This is a genomic window from Rhodococcus oxybenzonivorans (assembly GCF_003130705.1).
Classification (GTDB): domain Bacteria; phylum Actinomycetota; class Actinomycetes; order Mycobacteriales; family Mycobacteriaceae; genus Rhodococcus_F; species Rhodococcus_F oxybenzonivorans.
Genome location: NZ_CP021354.1, coordinates 5999811 through 6022435 on the forward strand (window position 1 = coordinate 5999811; position 22625 = coordinate 6022435).

Consider the following 22625-nt stretch of genomic DNA (forward strand, 5'->3'; position numbering starts at 1 on the left):
ACCCAGTACAGCACGGGTGCGCCACCGGCGTCAACGGTGACCTCGGACAGCGCCGACTCAGGGTGCGCGGTATCCCACGAGGTTGAGCGCATAGACGCCGTACGAATCGGCAACCGCTTGCGCCGAGAGAGGACCCTCGGCCCGGTACCAGAGAGCGATGCCGGCACACATGGTCAAGACCGCGGTGACAGCCTGATGGACGTGCGGGACGTCGAAGTCGCCGCTGGTCACGCCCTCTTCCGCGATGGTGACGAAGAGATGTTCCTGCGCGTCCCGAGATCCGACCACCCGCTTGCGATCGACTTCTTCGAGGTACCGCAGCTCCGTGTTGGCGACCAGGCAGGCGCGCTGGTGTCGCGCGGTGTACAGCGAGTGCGCCACCACGGCAGCTCGCCACCGATCCGCCGGTGCCGGGCCCGCTTTCCGCAGGGCGTTCCGGGTAGCGGTGAACTGCTCGTCGCTGGCGGAACGCAGAATATCGACGAGGAGCTCGGCCTTGTTCTCGAAGTGGTTATACACGTTTGCCGCACTACAACCGGCATTTTTCGCGATGTTCCGCATCGTCGCCGCGTGAAACCCCGAGAAGTAGAACTCGTCGAGCGCAGTGTCCAGAATGCGCTGCCGAACGGTCGGCTGAGCGGCGACGATTGACCGAGTGTTCATCTCTCGGAGAGTAGAGCGACCAGGACGGATGGGCAACAACCGTCGTCTTGACTACCCTCCCACCCTCGATTATGGTCCCCATCACATGAACGGCCGTTAATGACCGTGTTTCCTCACCCGCTCTGCACCGTGGAGGTACGCCGCCTTGAGCACCCTCGAAGAACGAATCCGCCGACTGGAAGACCTCGAGTCCATCCGGACACTCGATGCGCAGTACTGCCGTCTACTCGACGACGGCGACTGGAACGCTCTGATGGACTTGTTCACCGACGACGGAGAGTTCGACGGCCTGTCCAACCCCCGCGGTAAGGCCGGGATGAGGGAGTTCTTCTCCGGACTCGCCGCCGGTGGCCTCACGGCGTTCTGGCACTTCATCACCAACCTCGAGATCGACCTGGACGGTGACCGCGCGACCGTGCGCTCGTTTCTGTGGCAACCGTGCGTGTCGGGTGGCACCTCGTCGATCGCAGCGGGCCGATACACCGACGAGGTGGTCCGCGTCGGCGACCGCTGGCTGTACCGTCGCAAACAGGTCCGCTTCCACTACTTCGGGCCGCTGACCGACGGCTGGGACGAGAACCGGTTCGCGCTCGACTCCGCGCGCCGTGCGGCGGTGCACGCATGACCACCGACGCCTCCCTCACCGAATCCGGCGCCGCGATCTGGTCACCGATCCTCGCGTTGCCGGAGTTCGTCGAACTGCGACGACGTCGCCGCGCCGTGACGGCAAGCCTCGGCGTCGTCGCGGTCGGATTGTTCACCAGCTTCCTCGTCGGGTTCGCCTTCTTCCCCGAAGTGCTCGGCAGGACTGCACTATTGGGCATACCGCTCTCACTGTGGGTGGTGTTCTCCCAGTTCGCCGGCACCTGGCTTCTGGTGTACGCCTACTTCCGGCTATCCCGGACCTACATTCAGCCGGCCGCCGATGCGGCCGTTCTGGCCATCGAACTACGCCATCAGGAGCGTGCCGCATGACGGGCGAAGCCGATTACCTTGCCATTGCCATTTGCTCTGCGGTCATCTCCCTGACCCTCTGGGTCACCTTTGCCGCGTCCCGGCGCAGTCGCAGCGCCACCGGCTTCTTTGCGGCCGGTCGCTCGATCACCGGCTGGCAGAACGGTTTCGCGATTGCCGGCGAGTTCATCTCCGCGGGCAGCTTCCTGGGTACCACCGGACTGATCTTCTACAAGGGCGTCGACGGGGCCGTGATCCTGTGTACCTCCGTCGTCTCCTTCCTCCCTGTGCTGTTCCTCCTCGCCGAGAAGATGCGCAACGTCGGAAAGTACACTCTTGCCGACGTTCTCGTGTTCCGGACGGGTGCCCGGCAGGTCCGGGTGGTGGTCGCGCTCAGCACGATCGTCACCGGCACCTTCGTGCTGTTGGCCCAGCTCGTCGCGGCGGGCGTCCTCCTCGAGTCGGTCTCGGGCATTCCCTTCGGGCTGTCCGTCGTGGTCGCCGGAAGTTTGATGGGCATCTATGTCTTCGTCGGCGGCATGCTTGCCACCACCTGGGTCCAGGTGATCAAGTCGTCCATCTTGTCCGTGCTGGCCATCATCGTCTGCCTGGGAATTCTCGCGAAGTTCGGGTTCAGTCTCCCGTCCGTCTTGTCCGACGCCACCGACAACGCCGCCGCAGGAGACGCGATCCTGACGCCCGGACTCATCTTCGGACAGACCGGCGCAATCAATCTCATCTCGTACTCACTGGCCTTCGCCCTCGGCACCGCGGGCATGGCGCACATCCTCATTCGCTTCTTCACGGTCCCGGAGGCCGCGACTGCACGGAAGTCTCTCGGCTGGACTGTCGCGCTGTGCAGCGCCTTCTACCTGATCGTCATCGTGATGGGATTCGGCACCGCTGCACTTCTCGGACCCGACGGAGCAGATCGCGTCGGTGCCGGCGGCAACCTTGCGGCACCCACCCTGGTCACCGAACTCGGCGGCGGCGTCGGCACGGTAGGCGGATCCATCGCCTTGGCTATGGTGGCGGCCGTGGCATTCGCCAGCATTGTCGCCGTGGTCGCCGGTGTGGTGATCTCGGCGGCGGGCACATTCGCGCACGACGTCTGGCCCACCGTCACCCGCACGAAAGCCGCCGACACGGAATCCACAGACATCCGCGAAGCGAAGATCGCGCGGTACGCCGCGGTTGCGTTCAGCATCATCGCCATCGGGCTGACCATGGCCATTGGCGACAGCACGAATATCACCTATTTCATGGGAATGGCGTTCATGGTAGCGGGAAGCGCTCACCTCCCCAGCCTGCTCCTCAGTCTCAACTGGCGACGGTTCAACAGCACAGGAGCCGTGTGGGGAATCTCCGTGGGGCTGGCGTCGACCGTGATCAGCCTGATGTTCACAGAGGCGCTCTGGTTGGGCAGCGGACCGGCACCGCTCACCATCCAATTGCCCGTCATCATCACAATGCCTCTGGGTTTGGCTGCAGCAGTGATCGGCTCGCTCGTCGCGGAACGGCGGAACGGCATCAAGTCCGACCGAGACGAAAAGTTCGCCGAAATGCTGGTGCGGGCCGAGACCGGCATCGGAGCGGAGCTCGCCGAGGCGCACTGACGGCTTCGCCCGTGAGGGCTTCGCCCCTGTGAGTACTTCTTAACCGCCCGATGTTAAGAAGTACTCACGGGGCGCGGAGCGCACAACCCGCGACCGGTGATGAGTGGAAGATCCAGTGCGGTGACGAGGCCGGGTTCGGCCTCTACGACGGCGTGCACCGAGTTCACCAGTCGCATCGCGGTGACGATCATGCCCGACACGTTGTGGTCACCGTTTTCGCCGTTGTGGTTGAACTCGACGGACATCATCGGCTCTCCCGTGATGTCGATGCGATAGCAGCCGTCACCGCGGTTCGGCTTCGGCCACTCGGGCATCTGGTCCGGATGCGTCCGGGTGATGTGCTCGAGTACCACGCGCGGTACGCCGTCGACGGTGCCGATGACCTCGAACCGCACGGCAGCCGTCGTGCCTGCGGGGATGTGACAGGACACGACGTCGAGGTCGTGGTCTGCCGGAATCCGTGCGACCTTCTCCACCAGCGGCTCGTCGAGTGTGATGTCGAGGCCTGCCGCGATCTGGCGGACAACGCTTCCCCACGCCAGCGACAGCACTCCGGGCTGAAACAGCATCGGCGTCTCGTCGAGAGGTTTCCCGAATCCGAAGATGTCACGCATCACCACGGGCTGGTAGTACGTGGAGTAGTCGGCGATCTCGTAACAGCGGACCTCGTCGATGCGCTGCGACAAACTTGTCATGGCCAGCGGCAGAACGTCATTGGCGAACCCTGGGTCGATGCCGTTGACGTGCAGACTGGCGCCACCCTGCTCCCCGGCACGGCGGATGCGGTCGACGAGTTCGGCCGGGACGACGCCGATCGGATATTGCAGTAGCACCGGACCCGACGACACGACGTTGACGCCCGCTTCGAGAAAGGAGATCAGCTCCTCGACGGCCTCGAATATGCGGTCGTCCGTCATCGCGGTATGCACGATGCAATCCGGTTTCAACGCGAGCAGGGCAGCCTTGTCGTCGGTGGCCCTCACCCCGAGTTCACGGTCGAGGCCGGCCAGTTCACCGGCGTCCTTCCCGACCTTGTCCGGATTGGACACCCAGACGCCGACCAGTTCGAGGTCGTCGCGGGCATCGATCCCTGCGATGGCATGTCGCCCGACTGTGCCGGTGGACCATTCGACGACGCGGTAGCTCATGGCTTCTCTCCGAGTTTCAGATCAGGAAGGCCGAGGTCGAGGTTCGGCTGGTCGAGGCCTCCGTCGACCTCGAGTACCTTGCCGGTGATGTACGAACCCGCCTTCGAGGACAGGTAGAGCACGGCCGCCGCGATGTCTTCGGGGTCGCCGATCCGGCCGAGCGGGGTGACACTTTCCATCGACGCTTTCACTGCCTCGTCGGAGGCGACGAATTCGAGTGCGGACGTCAACACCGACCCCACGGCGATCGCATTGACGCGGACGTGAGGGCTCAGATCGCGGGCCGCCAGCCGGGTGTAATGTGCCAGTGCGGCTTTCGCCGTTCCGTAGGCAAGATAGCCGCGGCCGGACAGCCTGCCCATCACCGACGAAATGTTCACCACCGACCCGCCGTCGTGCGCGAGCATGTGCGGAACCGCCGCCCGCACAAGTGCATGTGCGGTGCTCACATTGAAATGAAATGCCTCCTCGAGATAGTCCGAGTCGGTGTCGAGAAGGGCGTTGGGGATGGTGCCGCCGACGTTGTTGACGACGATGTCGAGCCTTCCGAACTCTTCCTGCGCGGCGTCCGCGAGCGCGGCGACGGCTTGCAGATCCATGAGATCGGCGGGCACGACCAACGCGCGTCGCCCGGCCTCCTCGATCTGCGTCGCCACCTTCTGCAGCTGATCGGCATGGCGGGCGGAGATGGCGACGTGAGCGCCCGCCTCCGCAAGCCCCACTGCGGTGGCCGCGCCGATGCCGCGGCCCGCGCCCGTGACGACGGCGACCCGGCCGTCCACTCTGAACCGATCGAGGATCATGGCGGCTCCTGTTGTCGTTCCCCCTTCGGCGAATGTAACAGGTTCTAGTTTGTGAGTGGAGTCGTTTCCCGGGAGAAGCAGCTCCGCCGCCTGTGAGTACTTATTAACCGCGGGCGGTTAATAAGTACTCACAGCTCGAGCGGGGTGCCCACATAGTTCTCGGCGATGAGGGTGCGTCCGGCGACTGATCGGGTGACCATGTCGAGTTCGGCGATCTGCCGCTTGTGGCCGAATCCGGTGTCGTCGGGGAGCCGATGCAGCATCGAGGACATCCACCAGGAGAAGTGCTGGGTGCGCCAGACGCGCGGCATCACCGTGTCGGTGTAGCTGTCGAGCCCGGCCCGACTGCGGGTGGTGAAGTACTCGGACATCGCCTTGGACAGGAAGTAGACGTCGGCGATCGCGAGGTTCATGCCCTTCGCGCCGGTGGGGGGCACGGTGTGGGCGGCGTCGCCGGCCAGGAAGAGGTTGCCGTGCTGCATGGGCTCGCACACGAAGCTGCGGAATTGCAGGATCGATTTCTGAAAGATCTTGCCGTCTTTTATTTCTGCGCCCTCGCCGTCGACGCGGGCGTGCAGTTCGGACCAGATACGGTCGTCGGACCAGTTGTCCACCGAATCGTCGGGGTCGACCTGCAGGTAGTGCCGCTGCACCTGCGGGGTGCGGGTGCTGATCAGCGCGAAGCCGCGCGGGTGGTTGGCGTAGATCAGCTCTTCCGACGACGGCGGGGCCTCGGCGAGGATGCCGAACCAGGCGAACGGGTACTGACGGAAGTGGTCCGTCCGCACGGTGGTGGCCGGGATCAGGGCGCGGGTGCTGGTCCGCGACCCGTCGCATCCGGCGACGAGGGCGCACGTGAGGGTCTGCTCGTTGCCGTCGGCATCGCGATAGATGATCTTGGGGGATTCGGACGTGTGGTCGTGCACGTGCACGTCCGATACGCCGAAGCGGAGGTCACCGCCGTCCGCGAGCCTGCGGGCGATGAGGTCCTTCAGCACCTCGTGCTGCGGGTACACCGTGACCGCGCGGCCGCCGGTGAGTTCGTCGAACGCGATGCGGTGCCCCTTGCCGCCGAACCGCAGTTCGATGCCCTGATGGGTGTGCCCCTCACGCTTGATGCGGTCGCCGAGCCCGGTGTCGACCATCAGATCCACCGTGTTCTGCTCGAGCACACCGGCGCGGATCGTGCCCTCGACCTCCTCGCGGGTGCGGGTTTCGAGTACCACGGACTCGATGCCCTGCAGGTGCAGAAGGTGGGACAGCGTCAGTCCTGCGGGGCCTCCGCCGACGATCCCGACCTGTGTGTTCATGCGCAGACTCCTCGCGTAGTTCGTGACACCAGTCACTGTTGCGCCCGAACCGCACTCCCGAAACCCCCACTTCCACTGAGTGAAAGACCACTAGGCGACGCCGCGCGAGATGCCCCGTGCCGCCGCCCGCACGGCGGGAATCAGCGGTGCCGGATCCTTCTCCGCAGGCACCACGACCGACACGGCGGCCACGACCTCGCCCGTCGACCGCGACACCGGCGCAGCCACGGCCAGCGTCCCGATATTGAGATGTTCACGGCAGGTGACCCATCCGGTTCGGCGAATGTCGTCGAGGGTGCTGCGAAGCCGGTGTTCGGTGGTGATGGTCGCCGGGGTGAAGCGCTCGAGGCCGGCTGCGAGCACGGCGTCGAGCAGCTCGCCGCCGCCGAACGCCAGCAGAACCAGACCACCACTCGACGCGTGCAGCGGCAGCCGTCCCCCGGCACGCCCGACCACGGTCACGGCACCCCGCGCGGACAGTCGCTCGATGTACAGCGCTTCGAGTCCCTCCCGGACCACCAGCTGGACGTTTTCGCGGGTGGCCTCGTAGATGTCCTCGAGATACGGCAGCGCCACCTGCCGCAGTCCGTGGGCGCGGGGCGCGAGAGCCCCCAATTCCCACAGCTGGACCCCGATTTCGTAGGTTCCGTCGTCGGCCCGCTCGAGCGCGCCGTGTTCCACCAACTGCCGGCACAGCCGATGCACGGTGGGCAGGGGCAGACCGGTACGCCTGCTCAACTCCGACTGGGACAGACGCGGCCGTTCCGACGTGAACGCACCGAGAACGAGAAATGCCCGGCCCAGCATGCTGCGTTCGTCGGCTCCGGCCATGCCGCCAGTATTCCGGGTGTGGTGCGGCGAACCGACGCCGTTTGACACGGATCTATGACTCACCCCACAATCGGTGCGCAATATGAACTTGTGTTCAATTGACGAACACTGCTGAAGCCGAGGATCTGATGACCACTTCCGAACGGAGCGCGATGCGCTCCTCCACTGCCCTCTGGGTCGCACCCCTCTGCTGGGTGGCGGTGTTACTCGACGGGTTCGATCTGGTGGTGCTCGGCGCCGTGATCCCCTCGCTGCGGGACGACGCCGACTGGAGTCTGTCTACAGGCACAATCACGTTCATCTCGACGTTCGGCCTGGTAGGCATGACGATCGGGGCGCTCGTCATCGGCACGCTCACCGACGTGATCGGCCGCAGGCGCGCGCTGCTGTACGCGGTCGCGGCATTCTCGCTCTTGACACTGCTGTGCGCGGTAGCGCCCAACCCGTTCTTCTTCGGACTGTTCCGATTCCTCGCCGGCGTGGGCCTCGGTGGCGCACTCCCGACGGCGCTGGCTCTGGTCAACGAATTCTCGAAGAAGCAAGGCGGCGGTTCGGCATCGACTCTGCTGATGACCGGGTATCACGTGGGTGCGGTCGCGACGGCCGCGCTGGCCATCGTGCTGATCGAGCCGTTCGGCTGGCGGTCGATGTTCGTTGCAGGTGCGCTGCCCGCGATCGTGCTGATTCCCCTGATGTTGCGTTACCTCCCCGAATCGCCGTCGTACCTCCTCGCGCAGGGCAAGCGGTCCGAGGCCGAGGCCATCGCGAAGCAGTACGGACTGGAACTGGAACCCGCGCCGGCCGCCGACGCACCCGTCGCGTCCGCAGCCAATCCGGTGCGCGCCCTGTTCTCACGTCCGTTCCTGCGCAACAGCATCGCTATCTGGGTCACGTCCTTCATGGGACTGCTGCTCGTCTATGGACTCAACACCTGGTTGCCGACCATCATGCGCGAAGCCGGATACAACCTCGGGGCCTCGCTCACCTTCCTGCTCATCCTCAATGCCGGCGCGGTGGTCGGACTTCTGATTGCCGGCGGCGTGGCCAACAGAATCGGCCCTCGTCCTGCGGCGATCATCTGGTTCGCCGGCGCCGCGGTGTTCCTGGCGTTGCTCAGCGTCAAGGTGTCGTTCGGGATCTATGTGCTGGTGTTTCTCGCCGGGTGCTTCGTGTTCAGTGCGCAGGTGCTGGTCTACGCATTCACCTCGGCGAACCATCCGCCGCAGATCCGTGCGACCGCGCTGGGCTGGTCTGCAGGCGTGGGACGCGTCGGCGCGATCTGCGGTCCCATTCTCGGTGGGGTGATGCTGGGAGCCGGTTACGCCGTCCCGTGGGGCTTCTATGCGTTTGCCCTGGTGGGGCTGCTCGGTGCGATTGCTGTGGCTACCACTCGGACGGTCCGCTGAGATTCGTGGCCGCCGGGCGATGAGTTTCGGGCATGTGCGTGGTCCATATCGGTGAGGATTGATCGAAATCACCCGAGAGGACCCACGTCATGAAACCCATCACCCCTTGCCTCTGGTTCGACGACCGCGGTGAAGAGGCAGCAAAGTTCTACACCTCCCTCTTCCCGGACTCACGAATCACCGACGTGACCTATTACGCGCCCGGCACACCCGGCCCCGAGGGCAAGGTGATGACGGTGTCCTTCGACATCAACGGGCAACCGTTCACCGCACTCAACGGCGGCCCGCAATTCACGTTCAGCGAAGCCATCTCGTTCGAAGTGAGGTGTAAGGATCAGGACGAGGTAGACCGATACTGGGCGGCTTTCACGTCAGACGGTGGCGAGGAAAGCCAGTGCGGCTGGGTGAAGGACCGCTTCGGAGTCTCCTGGCAGGTGGTCCCCGAACGCCTGTACGAGCTGATGAGCGACCCCGACACCGCCGCGGCCCAGCGCGCCGTCCAGGCGATGCTCCAGATGCGCAAGTTGGACATCGCCGCACTCGAGAAGGCGTTCGCGCAGCCGTGAGCTCCGGCGAGGAGAGGTGACGAGAAGGGGATGACACCGTGACCGCACAGCGCAAGACACACATCAACGGGGTGCATACGGTGGCCGTGCCTGTCGCCGATCAGGACAGGGCCCTCGAATTCTACGTCAGCACACTCGGTTTCGAACGCCGCATGGATGCCGAGTTCGGCGAGGGGCAGCGCTGGGTCGAGGTGGCACCCCCAGGATCAGTCACCTCCATTGCCCTGGTTCCGGAACGTGAGGGCGCACCGGCCGGCGTCGAGACCGGCATTCGGCTGTCCACTGCGGACGCCGACGCCGATCATGCGACTCTCGCGGCGCACGGTGTCGATGTGGACGCGGAGGTCATGCGCCTCGGCGACTACGTACCGCCCATGTTCTATTTCCGCGATCCCGACGGCAACCGGCTCGTACTCGTCGAACTGCAACGAGAGAGCCAGGCGGACACAGAAAACTAAGCAGACACAGAGAACTTCCCGGACACAGTGGCGTCCGTCGGCCCCTGAAGAGACCCGGCCGTCAACGTCAGCGTGCAACCGGCGCGCTCGGCATCGAGCAGCTCGTGGGTGGCCACGACGACGATGGCACCTCGTGCGGCTTCTTCGTCGATCACGTCGTTGATTACGGCGCGGGCCTGCGCATCGAGTCCGGTGGTCGGCTCGTCGAGGAGCAGTAGGTCACCGCGTTGCACGAGCGCCTGAGCGAGCAACGCGCGTTGCCGTTGACCGCCCGACAGCGTACCTACTTGCCGCGCAGCGATATCCGTGATGTCGAGCCTCGTCAACGCAACCTCCACAGCTTGGCGGTCGTCGGGGGTGAGGCGGCGAAACAGTCCACGGCGCTGCCACGCGCCCATGCCGACGAGCTCGCGCACCGTGAGGGGCAGGTTGTCCCCGACCGCCGTACGTTGTGGCACGTAGGCGACGCGCCGCCCGCGGAGGCCGTCGATGCTTCCGGACGTGGGGCGCAGGATGCCGGCCAGTGCATGGAGCAGCGTCGACTTGCCGGACCCGTTGTGCCCTATGAGCGCGGTAACCGTCCGCTCAGTGAAGGATGCGCTGACACGGTTCAGCGCCACGGCGGTCCCGTACCGCACGGTGAGTTCGCTTACGACAATCATTATCGCTTAGGTTAGCACCATGCAGTGGCTACTCGATCCGTTCATGGTGTCTTTCGTTCGCCGGGCGTTGTTCGCCGGAATGCTGGTCTCCGTTCTGTGCGGGCTGGTGGGCACCTGGGTGGTGGTACGCGGAATGGCGTTCATGAGTGAAGCCATCTCCCACGGGATGTTGCCCGGCGTGGCGGTCGCGTACCTCGCGAGCGCCAACCTCGTCCTCGGCGCAGCCGCGAGCGCGGTGGTGATGATTCTTGGCGTTTCGTGGGTGTCGAAGAATTCCCGGCTGTCCGAGGACACGGGCATCGGTCTTTTGTTCGTCGGAATGCTCGCACTCGGTGTGGTCATCGTCTCGCGGGCACGCTCGTTCGCGGTCGATCTCACGGCGTTCCTGTTCGGGGATGTGCTGTCGGCAACGTGGGACGATCTGATCTGGCTCACCGCAGCCGTTGTCGTCGCAGCCCTGATCTCCGTGGTGGCCTACCGGCCGTTCGTTGCTCTGGTCTTCGACGAACGCAAAGCACACACACTGGGGTTGCGGCCGCGGTTGGCGCACCTGGCGCTGCTCGCCCTGGTAGTCCTCGCCGTCGTAGCGTCGTTCCGCATCGTCGGAACATTGCTCGTCTTCGGACTCCTGGTTGCGCCCTCCGCCACCGCGGCACTCTTCGGCCGCTCGCTTGTCGCAACCATGAGCCTGGCCGTGCTGCTCGGATGGTCGGCCACAGCCCTTGGACTGATCGTGTCGTGGAACGCCGACACCGCCGCGGGCTCCACCATTGCCGGACTGGCCGTGCTGCAATTCTTCGTCGCCGTACTCATCCGAACTGCAGTGATGCGCCTACGTGCAGCGAGTTCGCCCGCGCCTGTGCCGATTGGCTAGCCTATCAGTAATGATTATCATTAGTAGTAGATGGAGTGCATAGTGCAGAACAGGACATTGGTGCGCGCGGCGCTCGCCATGTCGATCACCGCGCTGGTATCGACCGGGTGCGGCTCGGACGCGACGGACGAGACCGCGCCCAGCGGCCAGAGCAGGCCGGGCAGCGACCTCGCGGCCGAAGCAGGAGCCACCGAGGTAGAGGGGCCCGAGCCACGACTGGTCGTCGCAGACGCGCTGTCCGGCCGTGTCGACGTCCTCGATCTGACGACCGCGGACAAGATCCATTCGTTCCATTTCGACCATCCGACGGTCCTCACCACAGTCAAGGACCGCTACGCGTTCGCAGTCGATGCATCGGGCGGCACCGTGCATGTGGTCGACGCCGGATCATGGACCATCGACCACGGCGACCACAACCACTCTTACACCAAGGCCCCCATCGAGATCGGCAAGCTGACCGGCGAACAGCCGGGAGCCGTCGTAATCGGTGACGACAAGGTCGCCACATTTTTCGATGCCGACGGCCGCGCCGACGTGATCGACTTCGCGCAGCTGCGCAAGGACAGCGCCGAGGTCGGCGAGGTCGTGCCGTCCGCATCTGCGCACGCCGGAATGGCGATACCCGTCGCCGATCGCTACCTCGTCTCTCGACCGGGCACCGGCGCAGGGGCTTTCGCACCGGCTTCGTTCGAGCTCCGCAACGCGGACAGCGGGGTGGAGACGGCATTCGACGTCGCGTGCCCGGCAGCGAACGGACACGCCGTCTTCGACTCCTACGCGCTCGCGGCGTGTGACGACGGTGTCTTCCTCGCACGCGTCACCGGCGGACAGTGGACGGCGGAGAAGATTCCGTACCCGGAAGGCATCGGACCGAGCACCCGCCCCACCGCGTTCCGTGGGACCGACGGAACGCCCCTCCTAGCCGCGACAGCGGGATCACCTACCGCCAATGACGGTGTGCTGCTGCTCGATCCACTGACCCACCACTGGACCCACGTTCGGACGCCGGCCGCGGCGCTCGACGTAAACCTGTCCGGCGACGGCCGCTCGCTCTTCGCCGTCCTCGCCGACGGCACCTTCCGGGTGTTCGACGCAGCGTCCGGGGCGGAGACGGCATCCGCCACGGCCCTGACCGGCGACAAGCCGCACGAGTCCGCAGCGATCACCGTCGGCGGCAATCGCGCCTACGTCACCGACCCGGAAGCGAAAGCCGTGATAGAGATCGACTATCGAGACAACGCACGAATAGCACGCAGGCTTGATGTCGGAATTTCCGTCTCCTCGGTCAGCGTCGTGGGTTCATGACGGCGACGTTGCGGCGCCTGGTGCCGCTCGGTCTTCTGCTCGCGCTCACCGCCTCGGCCGTCACCGCGTGTGCCTCCTCAGCCGCCGATGGCCCGTTGGTGGTGGTGACGACGAACATTCTGGGTGACGTGGTAGAGAACGTCGTCGGGGATCAGGCCGACGTCATGGTGCTGATGCCGAGGAATGCCGACCCGCACTCGTTCGAGATCTCGGCCCCGGAAGCCGCACGGGTGGCGAGCGCCGATCTCGTCGTATCCAACGGACTCGGGCTCGAAGAGGGATTGGGAAGCACTGTCGAAGCTGCCCGGGCCGAGTCGATCCCGATTCTCGAGGTCGGTGAGCGTGTGCGGCCCATCGAGTACGGCACCGGGCAGTCCTCGGGCTTACTGGACCCACATATCTGGACCGATCCGGACCGCATGCGCGAAGCTGTCGCCCTTGTTCGCGACGCGGTCATCGAGCACGTGACCGGTGTGGACGCACAGGTGATTCGAGATCGATCCGATGACTACTCGGGTCAACTCGAGGAGCTGACCGAGCGGATGACGTCTCGGTTCGCAGGCATTCCGGAAGAGCGCCGCACACTGGTCACGAACCATCATGTATTCGGCTATCTCGCAGAGCGATTCGATTTCGAGGTGGTCGGCGCCGTCATTCCGAGTGGAACCACACTGGCGTCACCCAGCGCTTCCGACCTGTCGCAACTCGCCGCCACCATCACTTCCGCGAAGGCACCGGCAATCTTCGTGGATTCGTCACAACCGAATCGGCTCGCCGAAGTGCTGGCTTCGGAGGCGAGGTTGCCCGTCGCCGTCGTCTCCCTGTTCACCGAGTCACTCGGGGACGTGGGGTCGGACGCCGGGACCTACATACAGATGATGGACTCCAATTCCCTCACGATCAGCCGGAGCCTGGCGTCGTGACACATCGCCACATGCACATCCATGGCTTTGACAATCATTTGCGATAAGGAGTACTTCTCATGGGTGACCCTTTTGCGTAGATCTCCCCTGCCCGCGGCCTTTGTTGCTCTAGGACTCTCGGCTGCGCTCTTGACTTCCTGCTCTTCCGACTCGGCAGACGCTGCCACCGACAACGCAACGCGCACCGATTCGGCGACGCCCCGCCTCGCGTTGAGCTACGACGGAGGCGTGCTCGTGCTCGACGCGAAGACACTCGATGTCGTCGGAACCGCCGAGATGGACGGGTTCAACCGCCTCAACCCGGCGGGTGACGGCCGGCATGTACTCATCAGCACGGGCAGCAGTTTCACCGCGCTCGACACCGGAACCTGGACGGACGGCGACAGCCATTTCGTCAATGATCCGGCTGTCACGGACATCTCGTTCGACGCGACGACGCCCGGGCACGTGGTCCGGCACGACGGCAAAACGGTGCTGTTCGACGACGGAACCGGCTTGGTGCGCGTCTTCGACCCGGCAAAGCTCGCCGGTGGTCTGCCCGAGACCACCGACTACACGACACCGGAAGCGCACCATGGTGTGGCGGTCGAACTGTCGGACGGCAGCATGCTCACCACGGTGGGCAACGAAGACGAGCGGACCGGCATCGTCGTACTCGACCGCGACCGCAAGGAGATTGCGCGCAACGAGGAGTGCCCCGGCGTACACGGCGAAGCCGTGGCGGCGGACGAAACCGTGGTTGTCGGTTGCCAGAACGGCCTGCTGATCTACCGTGACGGCGTCATCACCAAGGTGACCAGTCCCGATCCGTACGGACGCATCGGCAACCAGGCCGGGGACGAGAATTCCCCGATCATCCTGGGCGATTACAAGACCGACCCGGACGCCGAGCTCGAGCGTCCTCAGCGGGTCAGCCTGACCGACACCACCACCGGACAGCTGACGCTCGTCGACCTCGGCACCAGCTACACGTTCCGTTCCCTCGGCCGCGGTGTGCACGGTGAAGCGCTCGTCCTGGGTACCGACGGCGCACTGCACGTGATCGATCCCGGGTCCAAGACGGTGACCCGTACGGTGCCGCTGATCGACCCCTGGACCGAGCCGGAGAAGTGGCAGTCGCCCCGGCCCGCTCTGTTCGTGCAGGACGGCACGGCCTACGTGACCGATCCGGCGAAGAACAGGATCCACGCGGTCGACCTCGAGTCCTGGACCGTGTCCGATTCGGCCGATCTTCCGCAGACGCCGAACGAGATCACCGGCGTCACCGGCTGACGCAGTGAAGGCGTATCGGATTCGGACCCGCGAGGGGTGGGTCCGAATCCGATACCGTCACGACGCGTCGGTTGTGCCCGCGAGCGGACCGAGTTCCTCGTCGAGTGCTTCCTGCACCACAGCCATCGCCGACAATCCGGCGGGGGCACCGCAGTAGGCGCTGGCGTGAATGACCGCCTCCACGATCTCCGTGCGGGTCAGACCGTTTCGAAGAGCTCCGCGCACATGCCCTTTCAGCTCACCGTGCGCCCGCAGTGCAATCAGCATCCCGAGGTTGAGCAGGCTACGGCTGCGCCGATCCAACCCGGGCCGGTTCCATACAGCACCCCAGACGTGTTCACTGACGAATTCCTGCAGAGATTCGCTGTCGGTACCGGCAGTGCGGGTGAGCGCCCGCTCGACGAAATCAGCGCCCATCACCTCGCGGCGCACTGCCAGCCCCGCCTCGACTGCGGGACTTCGACCACCACCGGTCGGGCCGGCCGGTTCTGCTTCGGTCATCGGTTCACTCCTGTTCCGGTGCCTCGATCGTCACCACCGTCACTCTACGAACTCCCACCTGCCATGCTCGCAACACCCGAGCGATGTCGGTGCGGCCGGATATAACGGAACCCGACAACACGAGGAAGTGTGGGAGCTGTGATGCCGACCGAGCACGAGGTGCGCACGATGATGCTGGCTCTGCCAGAGGCACACGAGGTGGTGGTCGCCAACTGGGGTGACCAGCCGACCTTCCGGGTGCGCAACAAGATGTTCGGTCTGGTCGGGTACGGCGCGCCCACGGTGTGTCTGAAAGCCACCCTCGAAACCCAGACCGCCCTCGTTCAGGAAGATCCTGAGGTGTTTCTCGTGGCACCGTTCTTCGGGCGCTGGGGGTGGATCGACGTGGTTCTGGAGGCGGTGACGTCGACCGAACTGGCGGAGCTGGTCGAGGAGGCGTGGCGCCTCACCGCCCCCAAACGTGTCGTCGCCGCGTACGACAAGGAACGGGGTGCTACTCCGCTGTCGTGAATCGCCCGAGCTGATGCCGCAGGGCACTTTCGAGATCGGGGCGCCGGAACCGGTGCTCGCGCGAGAGAAGCCGTCCCGGAACAACTCGCTGATTCGCGAGGGCCAGTTCTCGGGCCCCTTGCTCACCCAGGAGTAGTTTGGGTCCGAAGTCGGGCACCGGTAGGAACGCCGGCCGGTGCAGCACCGACGCAAGTACCGCCGTGTACTCCGCGTTGCGCACGGGGTTCGGCGCGACGGCATTCACCGGACCAGTCAAGCGCGTGTCGACGACGGCCCGATGGTAGATGTCCACCAGATCGTCGAGGTCGATCCACGACAACCATTGCGTACCTGCACCGAGCCGGCCACCGAGTCCCACTTCGAAGAGTGGCCGCTGTAGCCGCAGGACACCACCTTTCGGCGATTGGACGATACCGGTCCGCACGGCCACCACCCGCGCGCCCGCATCGGAGGCGGAAGCGGTCGCACCTTCCCACTCTGCCACCGTGTCGGCGAAGAAGCCGTCACCACGCTCGTCGGCTTCGTGCAGGAGCTCGTCGCCGCGGTCCGGACCGTAGTAGCCGATCGCCGACGCAGTGACGAAGACCTTGGGTCCGTCGGGAGTGGATGCGATCAGCTCAGCCAGCCGCCGAGTGGGTTCGATGCGGCTGTCCCGAACGGCACGGCGGTGGCTGTCGGTGAAGCGGCCCGCAATGGACGCGCCGGCGAGGTGGATCACCGCGTCGACGCCCGCGAGGAGATCGGCGGCCGGAGCGGCCGGGTTCCAACGCCGCTCGTCCGGGGTCCGCGGCGTGCGGCGCACCAAGCGGACGACCCGGTGCCCTCCCGTGGCGAGGAACGCGGTGAGAGCCGAACCCACCAAGCCCGAACTACCGGTCACCGCGATCGTGCGGGAACCCGGCGCCAGGGTCGATGCCCACTGGTGGCGGGCCATGTCGTCGGCGACCTGGCGATGCCGGTAGCGGAACGTCGAGGTCAGGAAGCGGCCAGGGACGGCGGTGTCGACGCGGTCGGTCATCCGGGTCTCGTCTTCGGATACGACCTCGAACGTGTGCGTGTGCCGCCACGGCACCAGCAACCGCATCGGGAGCCCCGCCGAATAGTCGACGAACTGCCGCGGCGGGTCGTACCCCGCTGGGTCGTGTCGGGCTGTCCACCGCAGGCCGCCCGGCAAGCGCAGCACCGCCTGCCCCGCCTTCAGGGATTCCGCTTCCTCGTCGAGCGCCAGCGGCTGCCACGGCGGCGACAGCCGAGTGAAGGCCCCGGGTCTCGTATGCCACGCGAACAGCTCGTCCCGCGCGGATCGGATCACGCTCGAATGCACGATGCCCATCACTCGACCCTAGCGTTGATCGAGCAAGGCGGCACCCGTGACGGGTAGCGTATGGGAATGACACAGTTACGCGTACTGGTCACGGGTGCTACGGGATACATCGGTGGACGCCTCGCACCCCGACTGCTGGAAGCCGGGTATCAGGTGCGGGTGCTGGCACGTTCCCCCGAGAAGCTCACCGATGTTCCGTGGGCATCGGACGTCGACATTGCTCGCGGTGACCTGAGCGATCCCGAATCCCTTTCTGCCGCTTTCGCGGACGTGGACGTCGTCTACTACCTCGTCCATTCCATGGGCGGCCCGGACGAGTTCGAGGAGGCCGAACGGGTCAGCGCGGAGAACGTCGCTCGAGCCGCCCACACGGCCGGGGTTGGACGCATCGTCTATCTGGGCGGGCTCCACCCCGAATCCGCGGACCTGTCTCCGCACCTCCGTTCTCGGACGGAAGTCGGGAAGATCCTCACCGAGTCCGGCGTGCCCACAATGGTTCTGCAGGCCGGGGTCGTGATCGGATCCGGTTCGGCCTCTTTCGAAATGATCCGTCACCTCACCAACAGACTTCCCGTGATGACGACGCCGCGGTGGGTGAACAACAAGATCCAACCCATCGCCGTCCGCGACGTCCTGCACTACCTCGTCGCGGCAGCGGAGGCCCCGTTACCGCGCAGCCGCTCCTACGACATCGGCGGCCCCGACGTGATCCGGTACGGCGAGATGATGCAGATCTATGCGGAGATCGCCGGACTGCGGCAACGCAGAATTCTCGTCCTGCCCGTGCTCACACCGAAACTCGCCGGTTTGTGGATAGGACTGGTCACCCCCATACCGCGTTCGCTGGGCCGCGCACTGATCGAATCACTGCACAACGATGCCGTCGTCGGCGAGCACGACATCGACGACGTGATTCCACCACCGGCAGCAGGGCTGACGTCGTACCGTGACGCCGTTCGATTGGCGTTGCGGCGCATCGACAACGGTGAGGTCGAGACCACCTGGGCAAGTGCGTCCCCCGTGGGTGCCCCGTCCGATCCGCTTCCGTCCGACCCCGACTGGGCCGGTGAGGTGGTCTACACCGACGAGCGCAGCAAGGAGTGCGCTGCGGATGCGCACACCCTGTGGAGCGTCGTCGAGAGTATCGGCGGGGAAAACGGATGGTACTCGTTTCCGCTGGCCTGGTCCGTGCGTGGCTGGCTCGATCGGATCGCCGGCGGTGTCGGGCTCACTCGCGGTCGTAGAAATCCGAAGCAGCTCAATACCGGTGATCCACTGGATTTCTGGCGTGTCGAGCATATCGAGCGCGGTTCGCTGTTGCGGCTGCGCGCGGAGATGCGGGCTCCCGGCGGAGCCTGGCTCGAATGGCGTGTCCGCCCCGTCGATCAGGACTCGTCGCGGTTGGAGCAACGCGCCATATTTTTCCCGAAAGGACTGGCGGGCCGGCTGTATTGGTACTCCATCCTTCCGTTCCACGGGATCATCTTTCGGGGAATGATGGAGAACATCACCGGCGCCGCCGCCCGCCTGGGTCACACGGTGCAGAGGGGTTGAATGTTGTCTCGACCTCCGGTGGTCGGTGAGGTCAGCAGCAGGCACGAGTTGTAACCCCGCGATTCCACCACCTGGCGGATCTGCGTCCAGCCGGAATCGTCTACCGCAGGAGTCCGCGACAGGACGAAACCCGACGTGCGCGCCGGATCGCCGACCAGTGCCCACGAATAGTCGTCGGCGATGTAGGTCACCACATAGTTGGTGGGACCCTCGGGTCCGCTCTGAAACGGTACCGAGGGAAAACTCACGTGCAATTGTGCGTTGGTGACGGGATCGTTGACGCGCGCGTTCCCTTCGATGCCGCTCGTTCCCCCCGTCCACGTCGTGCAGGAGTTGGAAACACTCACATTCGTGGAATCGCGCACTCCGTAGGTGGCTCTCGTGTCGCGCGCGCAATCGAGGTTGAACGGTTGCGGTACCGCTGCCAGTTGGTACCAGGTACCGGCATACCGCTCCACGTCGAGGTCGGCGACAGGGGCTAGTGCCCCAGGGAACTCCGCCTGCCCCATCGGTTCTGCCTGCGCCGGACCCGCTGCAAGCAACACAGCGGCGGCAGCGGTCGCAAGTCCGACGGCACATCCACGCATTGTCGAAACGCCCATGTCGAGCCCTCTTCCGGTGATCGAGTTCGCGGTGACACGCACACCCCGAAGAGAGGGCTGCGCGGCACCCTTGCGGAAGGAATTCGACGCCGCCTCGCCACCGGATGGGTTGGATACAAAAATAAAAAGCGGACCCATCCGCTTCGCGAACCGCTCCGAATGGCTGTCGATGGTGCGCAACCGCACCCACATCGGAGAGAGGCAATTTCCATGAACATCACCACACGGGTACTGGCAGTCGCAGCGAGCACGTCCTTGGTGTTGCTGGGCGCAGCATGCTCCTCGGACGACAGCGACTCGTCGAGCACTGCCGGCGCCGCAGACACCATGACTTCCGAGTCGAACTCCGGCTCCGGATCCACCACTTCTTCCGCGATGGCCGACCCGGCCGCCAACCTGGTGGGTCCCGGTTGCGCCGAGTACGCGAAGACCGTGCCCGAGGGCGCAGGGTCGGTCAACGGAATGGCGCAGGATCCGGTGGCCACCGCCGCTTCGAACAATCCGCTGCTCACCACGCTCACCGCTGCGGTGTCGGGACAGCTCAATCCGCAGGTCAACCTGGTGGACACGCTCAACAGTGGACAGTTCACGGTCTTCGCGCCTGTGGATGCCGCATTCGCAAAAGTTGATCCCGCCACCATCGAAACGCTGAAGACCGATTCTGCTCTGCTCACCAAGGTGCTCACCTACCACGTGGTGCCCGGGCAGATCGCACCGGACGACATCGATGGCGAGCACGCCACCGTCGAGGGTGGTTCCGTCACCGTCACCGGTTCGGGTGACGACCTGAAGGTCAATGACGCCGGCGTGATCTGCGGTGGCGTGCAGACCGCCAACGCGACGGTGTACCTGGTCGACTCCGTCCTGATGCCGCAGTAATTCCCGGCTCAGCCATCACACACAGATCCCGGTGGTACCGAATCTCGGTGCCGCCGGGTTTGTGCGTTGCAGGAAGAGGCAGAGGACCGGCCCCAACGATGTATTCCTCTGGGCCCGAGTCGATCCGGCAATCCACGGCCACTTCAGCTTCGAATCACTGATATGGAATTCGGTTTCGCCACAACGACGAGGCACGTGCGCAAGCGCTCATCCGCGTGCCCACCGTCGGCGGCAATCCGATGAACGATTCGGTCACCGAGGTCGGGGCGTTCGAGGCGGCAACCCGGTTGCTGGAGAGGTCGATGTCCCCGACCTGGTCGCACCGGCCGCAGGCTGGGATTAGGCTGAAGTTCGATGAACGGACAAGGCCGATGACCGGCGTCGACAGGGCCACGGAGAACGTGACGCTGACGGCTTTGCTCGCGCAGATTGCCGCGGGCGAAACCGAAGCGTTCACCGTCTTCTACGAACGCACGAGCGCGCGCGTGTACGGCATGGTGTTGCGCGTTCTCCGCGACCCCGGTTACAGCGAGGAAACCACCCAAGAGGTGTATCTGCAGGTCTGGAAGTCCGCAGCGAGCTTCGACCCCCGCCAGGGCTCACCGCTGTCGTGGCTGATCACCTTGGCGCACCGGCGTGCGGTCGATCGGGTGCGCTCCGAGCAGTCGGGCACCGACCGGGAATCGACCTACGGCGCGGCGAGCTACTACGGCCCGTTCGACGCCGTGTCCGAAGAGGTTGCCCGCCGTGGCGACAAGAATGACGTCATCGACTGCCTGGGCACTCTCACCGAAATCCAGCAGGAGACCGTCGTCCTGGCCTATTACGGCGGACTCACCTACCGCGAGGTGGCAGAGCGGTTGTCCGTGGCCCTACCCACCGTGAAATCGCGGATCCGAGACGGATTGAGAAGGCTCGGGCAGTGTTTGGGGGTGCAGGTCGATGGATGAGTCCACCAACCCTCTGCTCGATCTCGCCCCGGTATACGCCCTCGACGCGGTCGACGACGTGCAACGGCGCCAGATCGACGCCGCGGTGCGGGACGCTACGCCCCAGGTTCGCGTCGAGTTCGCCGACGCGGTACGAGATGTCCGGGAAACGATGGCCGCACAGTCCGCGTCTACCGCAGTGGAACCGCCCGCCCACCTGATCGGCCGCATCCTCGGGTCGCTGCCCGCCGCGACCACCCCGGTGTCGCTCGACGGCGCGCGCAGTCGACGCCGCAACCGGCTGATCGCCGCGCTGACAGCGGCGGCCGCAGTGGTCGTTCTCGCGGTCGGCGGTGTGACCGTGGTGCAGCAGTTCCGCGATGATTCCACCGAGCCCGTTCCCGCCCAGATTCTGGCGGCCGACGACGTCCGCACGGCGGTAGCGCCTATTGCCGGTGGCGGTTCGGCCACGGTCGTCTTCTCCAAGGATGTCGACGCGGGCGTCCTGGTGATGAATGATGTCGCTCCGCCTGCTCCGGGCTCGGTGTACCAGATGTGGCTCCTCGGTCCCTCCCACGAACCGGTGTCGGCGGGGATCATGGACGCCGGCGCCGTATCTCCGTCCACGACGGCCGTCGTCACGGGCATCGACGAGTCGACGGCCCTCGGATTCAGTGTGGAGCCGCCCGGTGGTTCGCCTCGACCGACCACAATCTTCGCGACGATCAACCTCGCCTGACCGCAGACCCACCGGCCTATCAACAAAGGTTGACGGAGTCGCCTCATCAACATATGTTGACAGCTGTGGCTGACGATCTGGATCCGGATACCGCGTTGGCGGCCGTGGTGGCACTTCGACGTCAGGCGGATCAGCTCGAGCGCAAGGCAGTGGAGCTGGCCCTCGCTTCCGGCTGGACCTGGTCGGCGATCGGTCAGGCTCTCGGAATCTCAGGGCAGGCGGCACACAAGCGTCTGGGCCCCGGACGCAGAGAAACAGGCAACGCGAAGAGGAGAGGCACACGATGATGCTGACCCGCGGATGGCGCGACATGCGGTCGATGAAACGGCTGTTCGCCGAGACCGAAGCCGAAGCCGACCGGCTCGGTGACCGGGAGCCCGGTGCGGAACATCTCTTATTGGCGTCGTTTTCGTTGCCGGACGGCACTTCTCGGCGAGTGTTCGAGCGTCTGGGGTCCGACCGGGACGCTCTGCGCGAGGCCATTACCCGGGTGCACCGTGACGCACTCGCTGCAGCAGGCATCGGTGACACCACCTCCGTCGACACGGCACTGCGCCGGCCCCGTTCCGGCCCCCTGCACCTGTCGGCACCAGCACGCGAGGCCTTCCGCGAGGCGACAGCGGTGGCAAAGGCGGGACGTCGACCGTTCACCGGGGCGGACATCGTCCGCGCGGTAGCGGGAGTCGAACACGGCACGGCGGCCCGCGCCCTGGAAATTCTGGGTCTCGAGCGGTCCGACGTCATCGATGCCGCCCGGGCCGAGGCTCGGGCCTGACCAGCACCGCGCGATACCCTC

General features: G+C 65.4%; 26 protein-coding genes. 17 read left to right on the forward strand and 9 right to left on the reverse strand.

Going from position 1 to position 22625, the window contains the following annotated elements; translation table 11 throughout:
• Positions 1 to 57 precede the first annotated feature (57 nt).
• Positions 58 to 663, reverse strand: a complete 606-nt coding sequence (locus CBI38_RS27725; protein WP_109333987.1) for a TetR/AcrR family transcriptional regulator — start codon at positions 661 to 663, stop codon at positions 58 to 60.
• 145 nt (positions 664 to 808) lie between these two features.
• Here CBI38_RS27725 and CBI38_RS27730 point away from each other — a divergent pair, with 145 nt between their 5' ends.
• From CBI38_RS27730 to CBI38_RS27740, 3 genes are read left to right on the forward strand one after another with little or no spacing between them, the layout of a single operon-like run.
• The gene (locus CBI38_RS27730; protein ID WP_109333989.1) at positions 809 to 1288 is read left to right on the forward strand and encodes a nuclear transport factor 2 family protein; all 480 of its coding nucleotides are present in this window, start codon (positions 809 to 811) and stop codon (positions 1286 to 1288) included.
• Positions 1285 to 1638, forward strand: coding sequence for a DUF485 domain-containing protein (locus CBI38_RS27735; protein ID WP_109333991.1), 354 nt, complete (start codon positions 1285 to 1287; stop codon positions 1636 to 1638). Before CBI38_RS27730 ends, CBI38_RS27735 begins: the two co-directional genes overlap by 4 nt.
• Entirely contained in the window at positions 1635 to 3233 is a 1599-nt protein-coding gene (locus tag CBI38_RS27740) for a solute symporter family protein (RefSeq protein WP_109333993.1), read from the forward strand. Before CBI38_RS27735 ends, CBI38_RS27740 begins: the two co-directional genes overlap by 4 nt.
• A 53-nt stretch (positions 3234 to 3286) precedes the next feature.
• Here the strand turns inward: CBI38_RS27740 and CBI38_RS27745 are convergent, their stop codons facing one another.
• The 4 genes from CBI38_RS27745 to CBI38_RS27760 all read right to left on the reverse strand — a co-directional run bounded on the left by CBI38_RS27745 (position 3287) and on the right by CBI38_RS27760 (position 7325).
• On the reverse strand, positions 3287 to 4381 hold the full coding sequence (locus CBI38_RS27745; RefSeq protein ID WP_109333995.1) for an NAD(P)H-dependent amine dehydrogenase family protein: 1095 nt from the start codon (positions 4379 to 4381) through the stop codon (positions 3287 to 3289).
• On the reverse strand, positions 4378 to 5184 hold the full coding sequence (locus CBI38_RS27750) for an SDR family oxidoreductase (protein WP_109333997.1): 807 nt from the start codon (positions 5182 to 5184) through the stop codon (positions 4378 to 4380). The genes CBI38_RS27745 and CBI38_RS27750 overlap by 4 nt, the downstream gene beginning before the upstream one ends.
• A gap of 128 nt (positions 5185 to 5312) precedes the next feature.
• Positions 5313 to 6494, reverse strand: coding sequence for a 4-hydroxybenzoate 3-monooxygenase (locus CBI38_RS27755; RefSeq protein ID WP_109333999.1), 1182 nt, complete (start codon positions 6492 to 6494; stop codon positions 5313 to 5315).
• 90 nt (positions 6495 to 6584) lie between these two features.
• A complete protein-coding gene (locus CBI38_RS27760; RefSeq protein WP_109334001.1) occupies positions 6585 to 7325 on the reverse strand; it encodes an IclR family transcriptional regulator in 741 nt (246 codons plus the stop codon).
• Between the two features lie 128 nt (positions 7326 to 7453).
• Here CBI38_RS27760 and CBI38_RS27765 point away from each other — a divergent pair, with 128 nt between their 5' ends.
• From CBI38_RS27765 to CBI38_RS27775, 3 genes are all read left to right on the forward strand, one after another.
• Positions 7454 to 8731 (forward strand): MFS transporter, encoded by a 1278-nt coding sequence (locus tag CBI38_RS27765; protein WP_109334003.1) that lies wholly within the window; start codon positions 7454 to 7456, stop codon positions 8729 to 8731.
• Positions 8732 to 8820: 89 nt separating this feature from the next.
• The gene (locus CBI38_RS27770) at positions 8821 to 9297 is read left to right on the forward strand and encodes a VOC family protein (RefSeq protein WP_109334005.1); all 477 of its coding nucleotides are present in this window, start codon (positions 8821 to 8823) and stop codon (positions 9295 to 9297) included.
• Positions 9298 to 9335: 38 nt separating this feature from the next.
• Positions 9336 to 9755, forward strand: a complete 420-nt coding sequence (locus CBI38_RS27775; protein ID WP_109334007.1) for a VOC family protein — start codon at positions 9336 to 9338, stop codon at positions 9753 to 9755.
• Here the strand turns inward: CBI38_RS27775 and aztA are convergent.
• Complete coding sequence (gene aztA / locus CBI38_RS27780) at positions 9752 to 10417, reverse strand: zinc ABC transporter ATP-binding protein AztA (protein ID WP_109334009.1); 666 nt, start codon at positions 10415 to 10417, stop codon at positions 9752 to 9754. The genes CBI38_RS27775 and aztA overlap by 4 nt on opposite strands.
• 19 nt (positions 10418 to 10436) lie before the next feature.
• Between aztA and aztB the strand changes: the two genes are divergently transcribed.
• Genes aztB through aztD form a run of 4 tightly spaced genes read left to right on the forward strand, consistent with a single transcriptional unit; the run spans position 10437 to position 14791 of the window.
• Entirely contained in the window at positions 10437 to 11291 is an 855-nt protein-coding gene (gene aztB / locus CBI38_RS27785; RefSeq protein ID WP_109334011.1) for a zinc ABC transporter permease AztB, read from the forward strand.
• A 42-nt stretch (positions 11292 to 11333) separates the two neighbouring features.
• Complete coding sequence (locus CBI38_RS27790) at positions 11334 to 12596, forward strand: YncE family protein (RefSeq protein WP_109334013.1); 1263 nt, start codon at positions 11334 to 11336, stop codon at positions 12594 to 12596.
• Entirely contained in the window at positions 12593 to 13519 is a 927-nt protein-coding gene (aztC, locus tag CBI38_RS27795) for a zinc ABC transporter substrate-binding protein AztC (RefSeq protein ID WP_109334015.1), read from the forward strand. Before CBI38_RS27790 ends, aztC begins: the two co-directional genes overlap by 4 nt.
• 21 nt (positions 13520 to 13540) lie before the next feature.
• Positions 13541 to 14791 carry a zinc metallochaperone AztD gene (aztD, locus tag CBI38_RS27800; RefSeq protein WP_230989983.1) on the forward strand — a complete coding sequence of 417 codons (1251 nt, stop codon included), beginning with the start codon at positions 13541 to 13543 and terminating at the stop codon, positions 14789 to 14791.
• A gap of 57 nt (positions 14792 to 14848) precedes the next feature.
• Here aztD and CBI38_RS27805 read toward each other — a convergent pair whose 3' ends face one another.
• Positions 14849 to 15292, reverse strand: coding sequence for a carboxymuconolactone decarboxylase family protein (locus tag CBI38_RS27805; RefSeq protein WP_109334019.1), 444 nt, complete (start codon positions 15290 to 15292; stop codon positions 14849 to 14851).
• Positions 15293 to 15433: 141 nt separating this feature from the next.
• Between CBI38_RS27805 and CBI38_RS27810 the strand changes: the two genes are divergently transcribed.
• Positions 15434 to 15802, forward strand: coding sequence for an MmcQ/YjbR family DNA-binding protein (locus CBI38_RS27810; RefSeq protein WP_109334021.1), 369 nt, complete (start codon positions 15434 to 15436; stop codon positions 15800 to 15802).
• Here CBI38_RS27810 and CBI38_RS27815 read toward each other — a convergent pair.
• Positions 15786 to 17135 carry a TIGR01777 family oxidoreductase gene (locus tag CBI38_RS27815; protein WP_109334023.1) on the reverse strand — a complete coding sequence of 450 codons (1350 nt, stop codon included), beginning with the start codon at positions 17133 to 17135 and terminating at the stop codon, positions 15786 to 15788. The two genes, CBI38_RS27810 and CBI38_RS27815, sit on opposite strands and share 17 nt — an antisense overlap.
• A gap of 57 nt (positions 17136 to 17192) precedes the next feature.
• Here CBI38_RS27815 and CBI38_RS27820 point away from each other — a divergent pair, with 57 nt between their 5' ends.
• The gene (locus tag CBI38_RS27820) at positions 17193 to 18680 is read left to right on the forward strand and encodes an SDR family oxidoreductase (protein ID WP_109335410.1); all 1488 of its coding nucleotides are present in this window, start codon (positions 17193 to 17195) and stop codon (positions 18678 to 18680) included.
• Here CBI38_RS27820 and CBI38_RS27825 read toward each other — a convergent pair.
• Positions 18659 to 19282 carry a lipocalin family protein gene (locus tag CBI38_RS27825; protein WP_109335411.1) on the reverse strand — a complete coding sequence of 208 codons (624 nt, stop codon included), beginning with the start codon at positions 19280 to 19282 and terminating at the stop codon, positions 18659 to 18661. The genes CBI38_RS27820 and CBI38_RS27825 overlap by 22 nt on opposite strands.
• 210 nt (positions 19283 to 19492) lie before the next feature.
• On the opposite strand from CBI38_RS27825, the gene CBI38_RS27830 reads away from it, so the two are divergent.
• From CBI38_RS27830 to CBI38_RS27850, 5 genes are all read left to right on the forward strand, one after another.
• Entirely contained in the window at positions 19493 to 20161 is a 669-nt protein-coding gene (locus CBI38_RS27830) for a fasciclin domain-containing protein (RefSeq protein WP_109334025.1), read from the forward strand.
• Positions 20162 to 20532: 371 nt separating this feature from the next.
• Positions 20533 to 21111, forward strand: coding sequence for a sigma-70 family RNA polymerase sigma factor (locus CBI38_RS27835; RefSeq protein WP_109335412.1), 579 nt, complete (start codon positions 20533 to 20535; stop codon positions 21109 to 21111).
• Positions 21104 to 21829: an anti-sigma factor gene (locus tag CBI38_RS27840; RefSeq protein WP_109334027.1), complete on the forward strand. Its 726-nt coding sequence runs from the start codon at positions 21104 to 21106 to the stop codon at positions 21827 to 21829. The genes CBI38_RS27835 and CBI38_RS27840 overlap by 8 nt, the downstream gene beginning before the upstream one ends.
• A 65-nt stretch (positions 21830 to 21894) precedes the next feature.
• The gene (locus tag CBI38_RS27845; protein WP_109335413.1) at positions 21895 to 22116 is read left to right on the forward strand and encodes a hypothetical protein; all 222 of its coding nucleotides are present in this window, start codon (positions 21895 to 21897) and stop codon (positions 22114 to 22116) included.
• Positions 22113 to 22604 carry a Clp protease N-terminal domain-containing protein gene (locus CBI38_RS27850; RefSeq protein WP_109334029.1) on the forward strand — a complete coding sequence of 164 codons (492 nt, stop codon included), beginning with the start codon at positions 22113 to 22115 and terminating at the stop codon, positions 22602 to 22604. Before CBI38_RS27845 ends, CBI38_RS27850 begins: the two co-directional genes overlap by 4 nt.
• Positions 22605 to 22625: the final 21 nt, after the last annotated feature.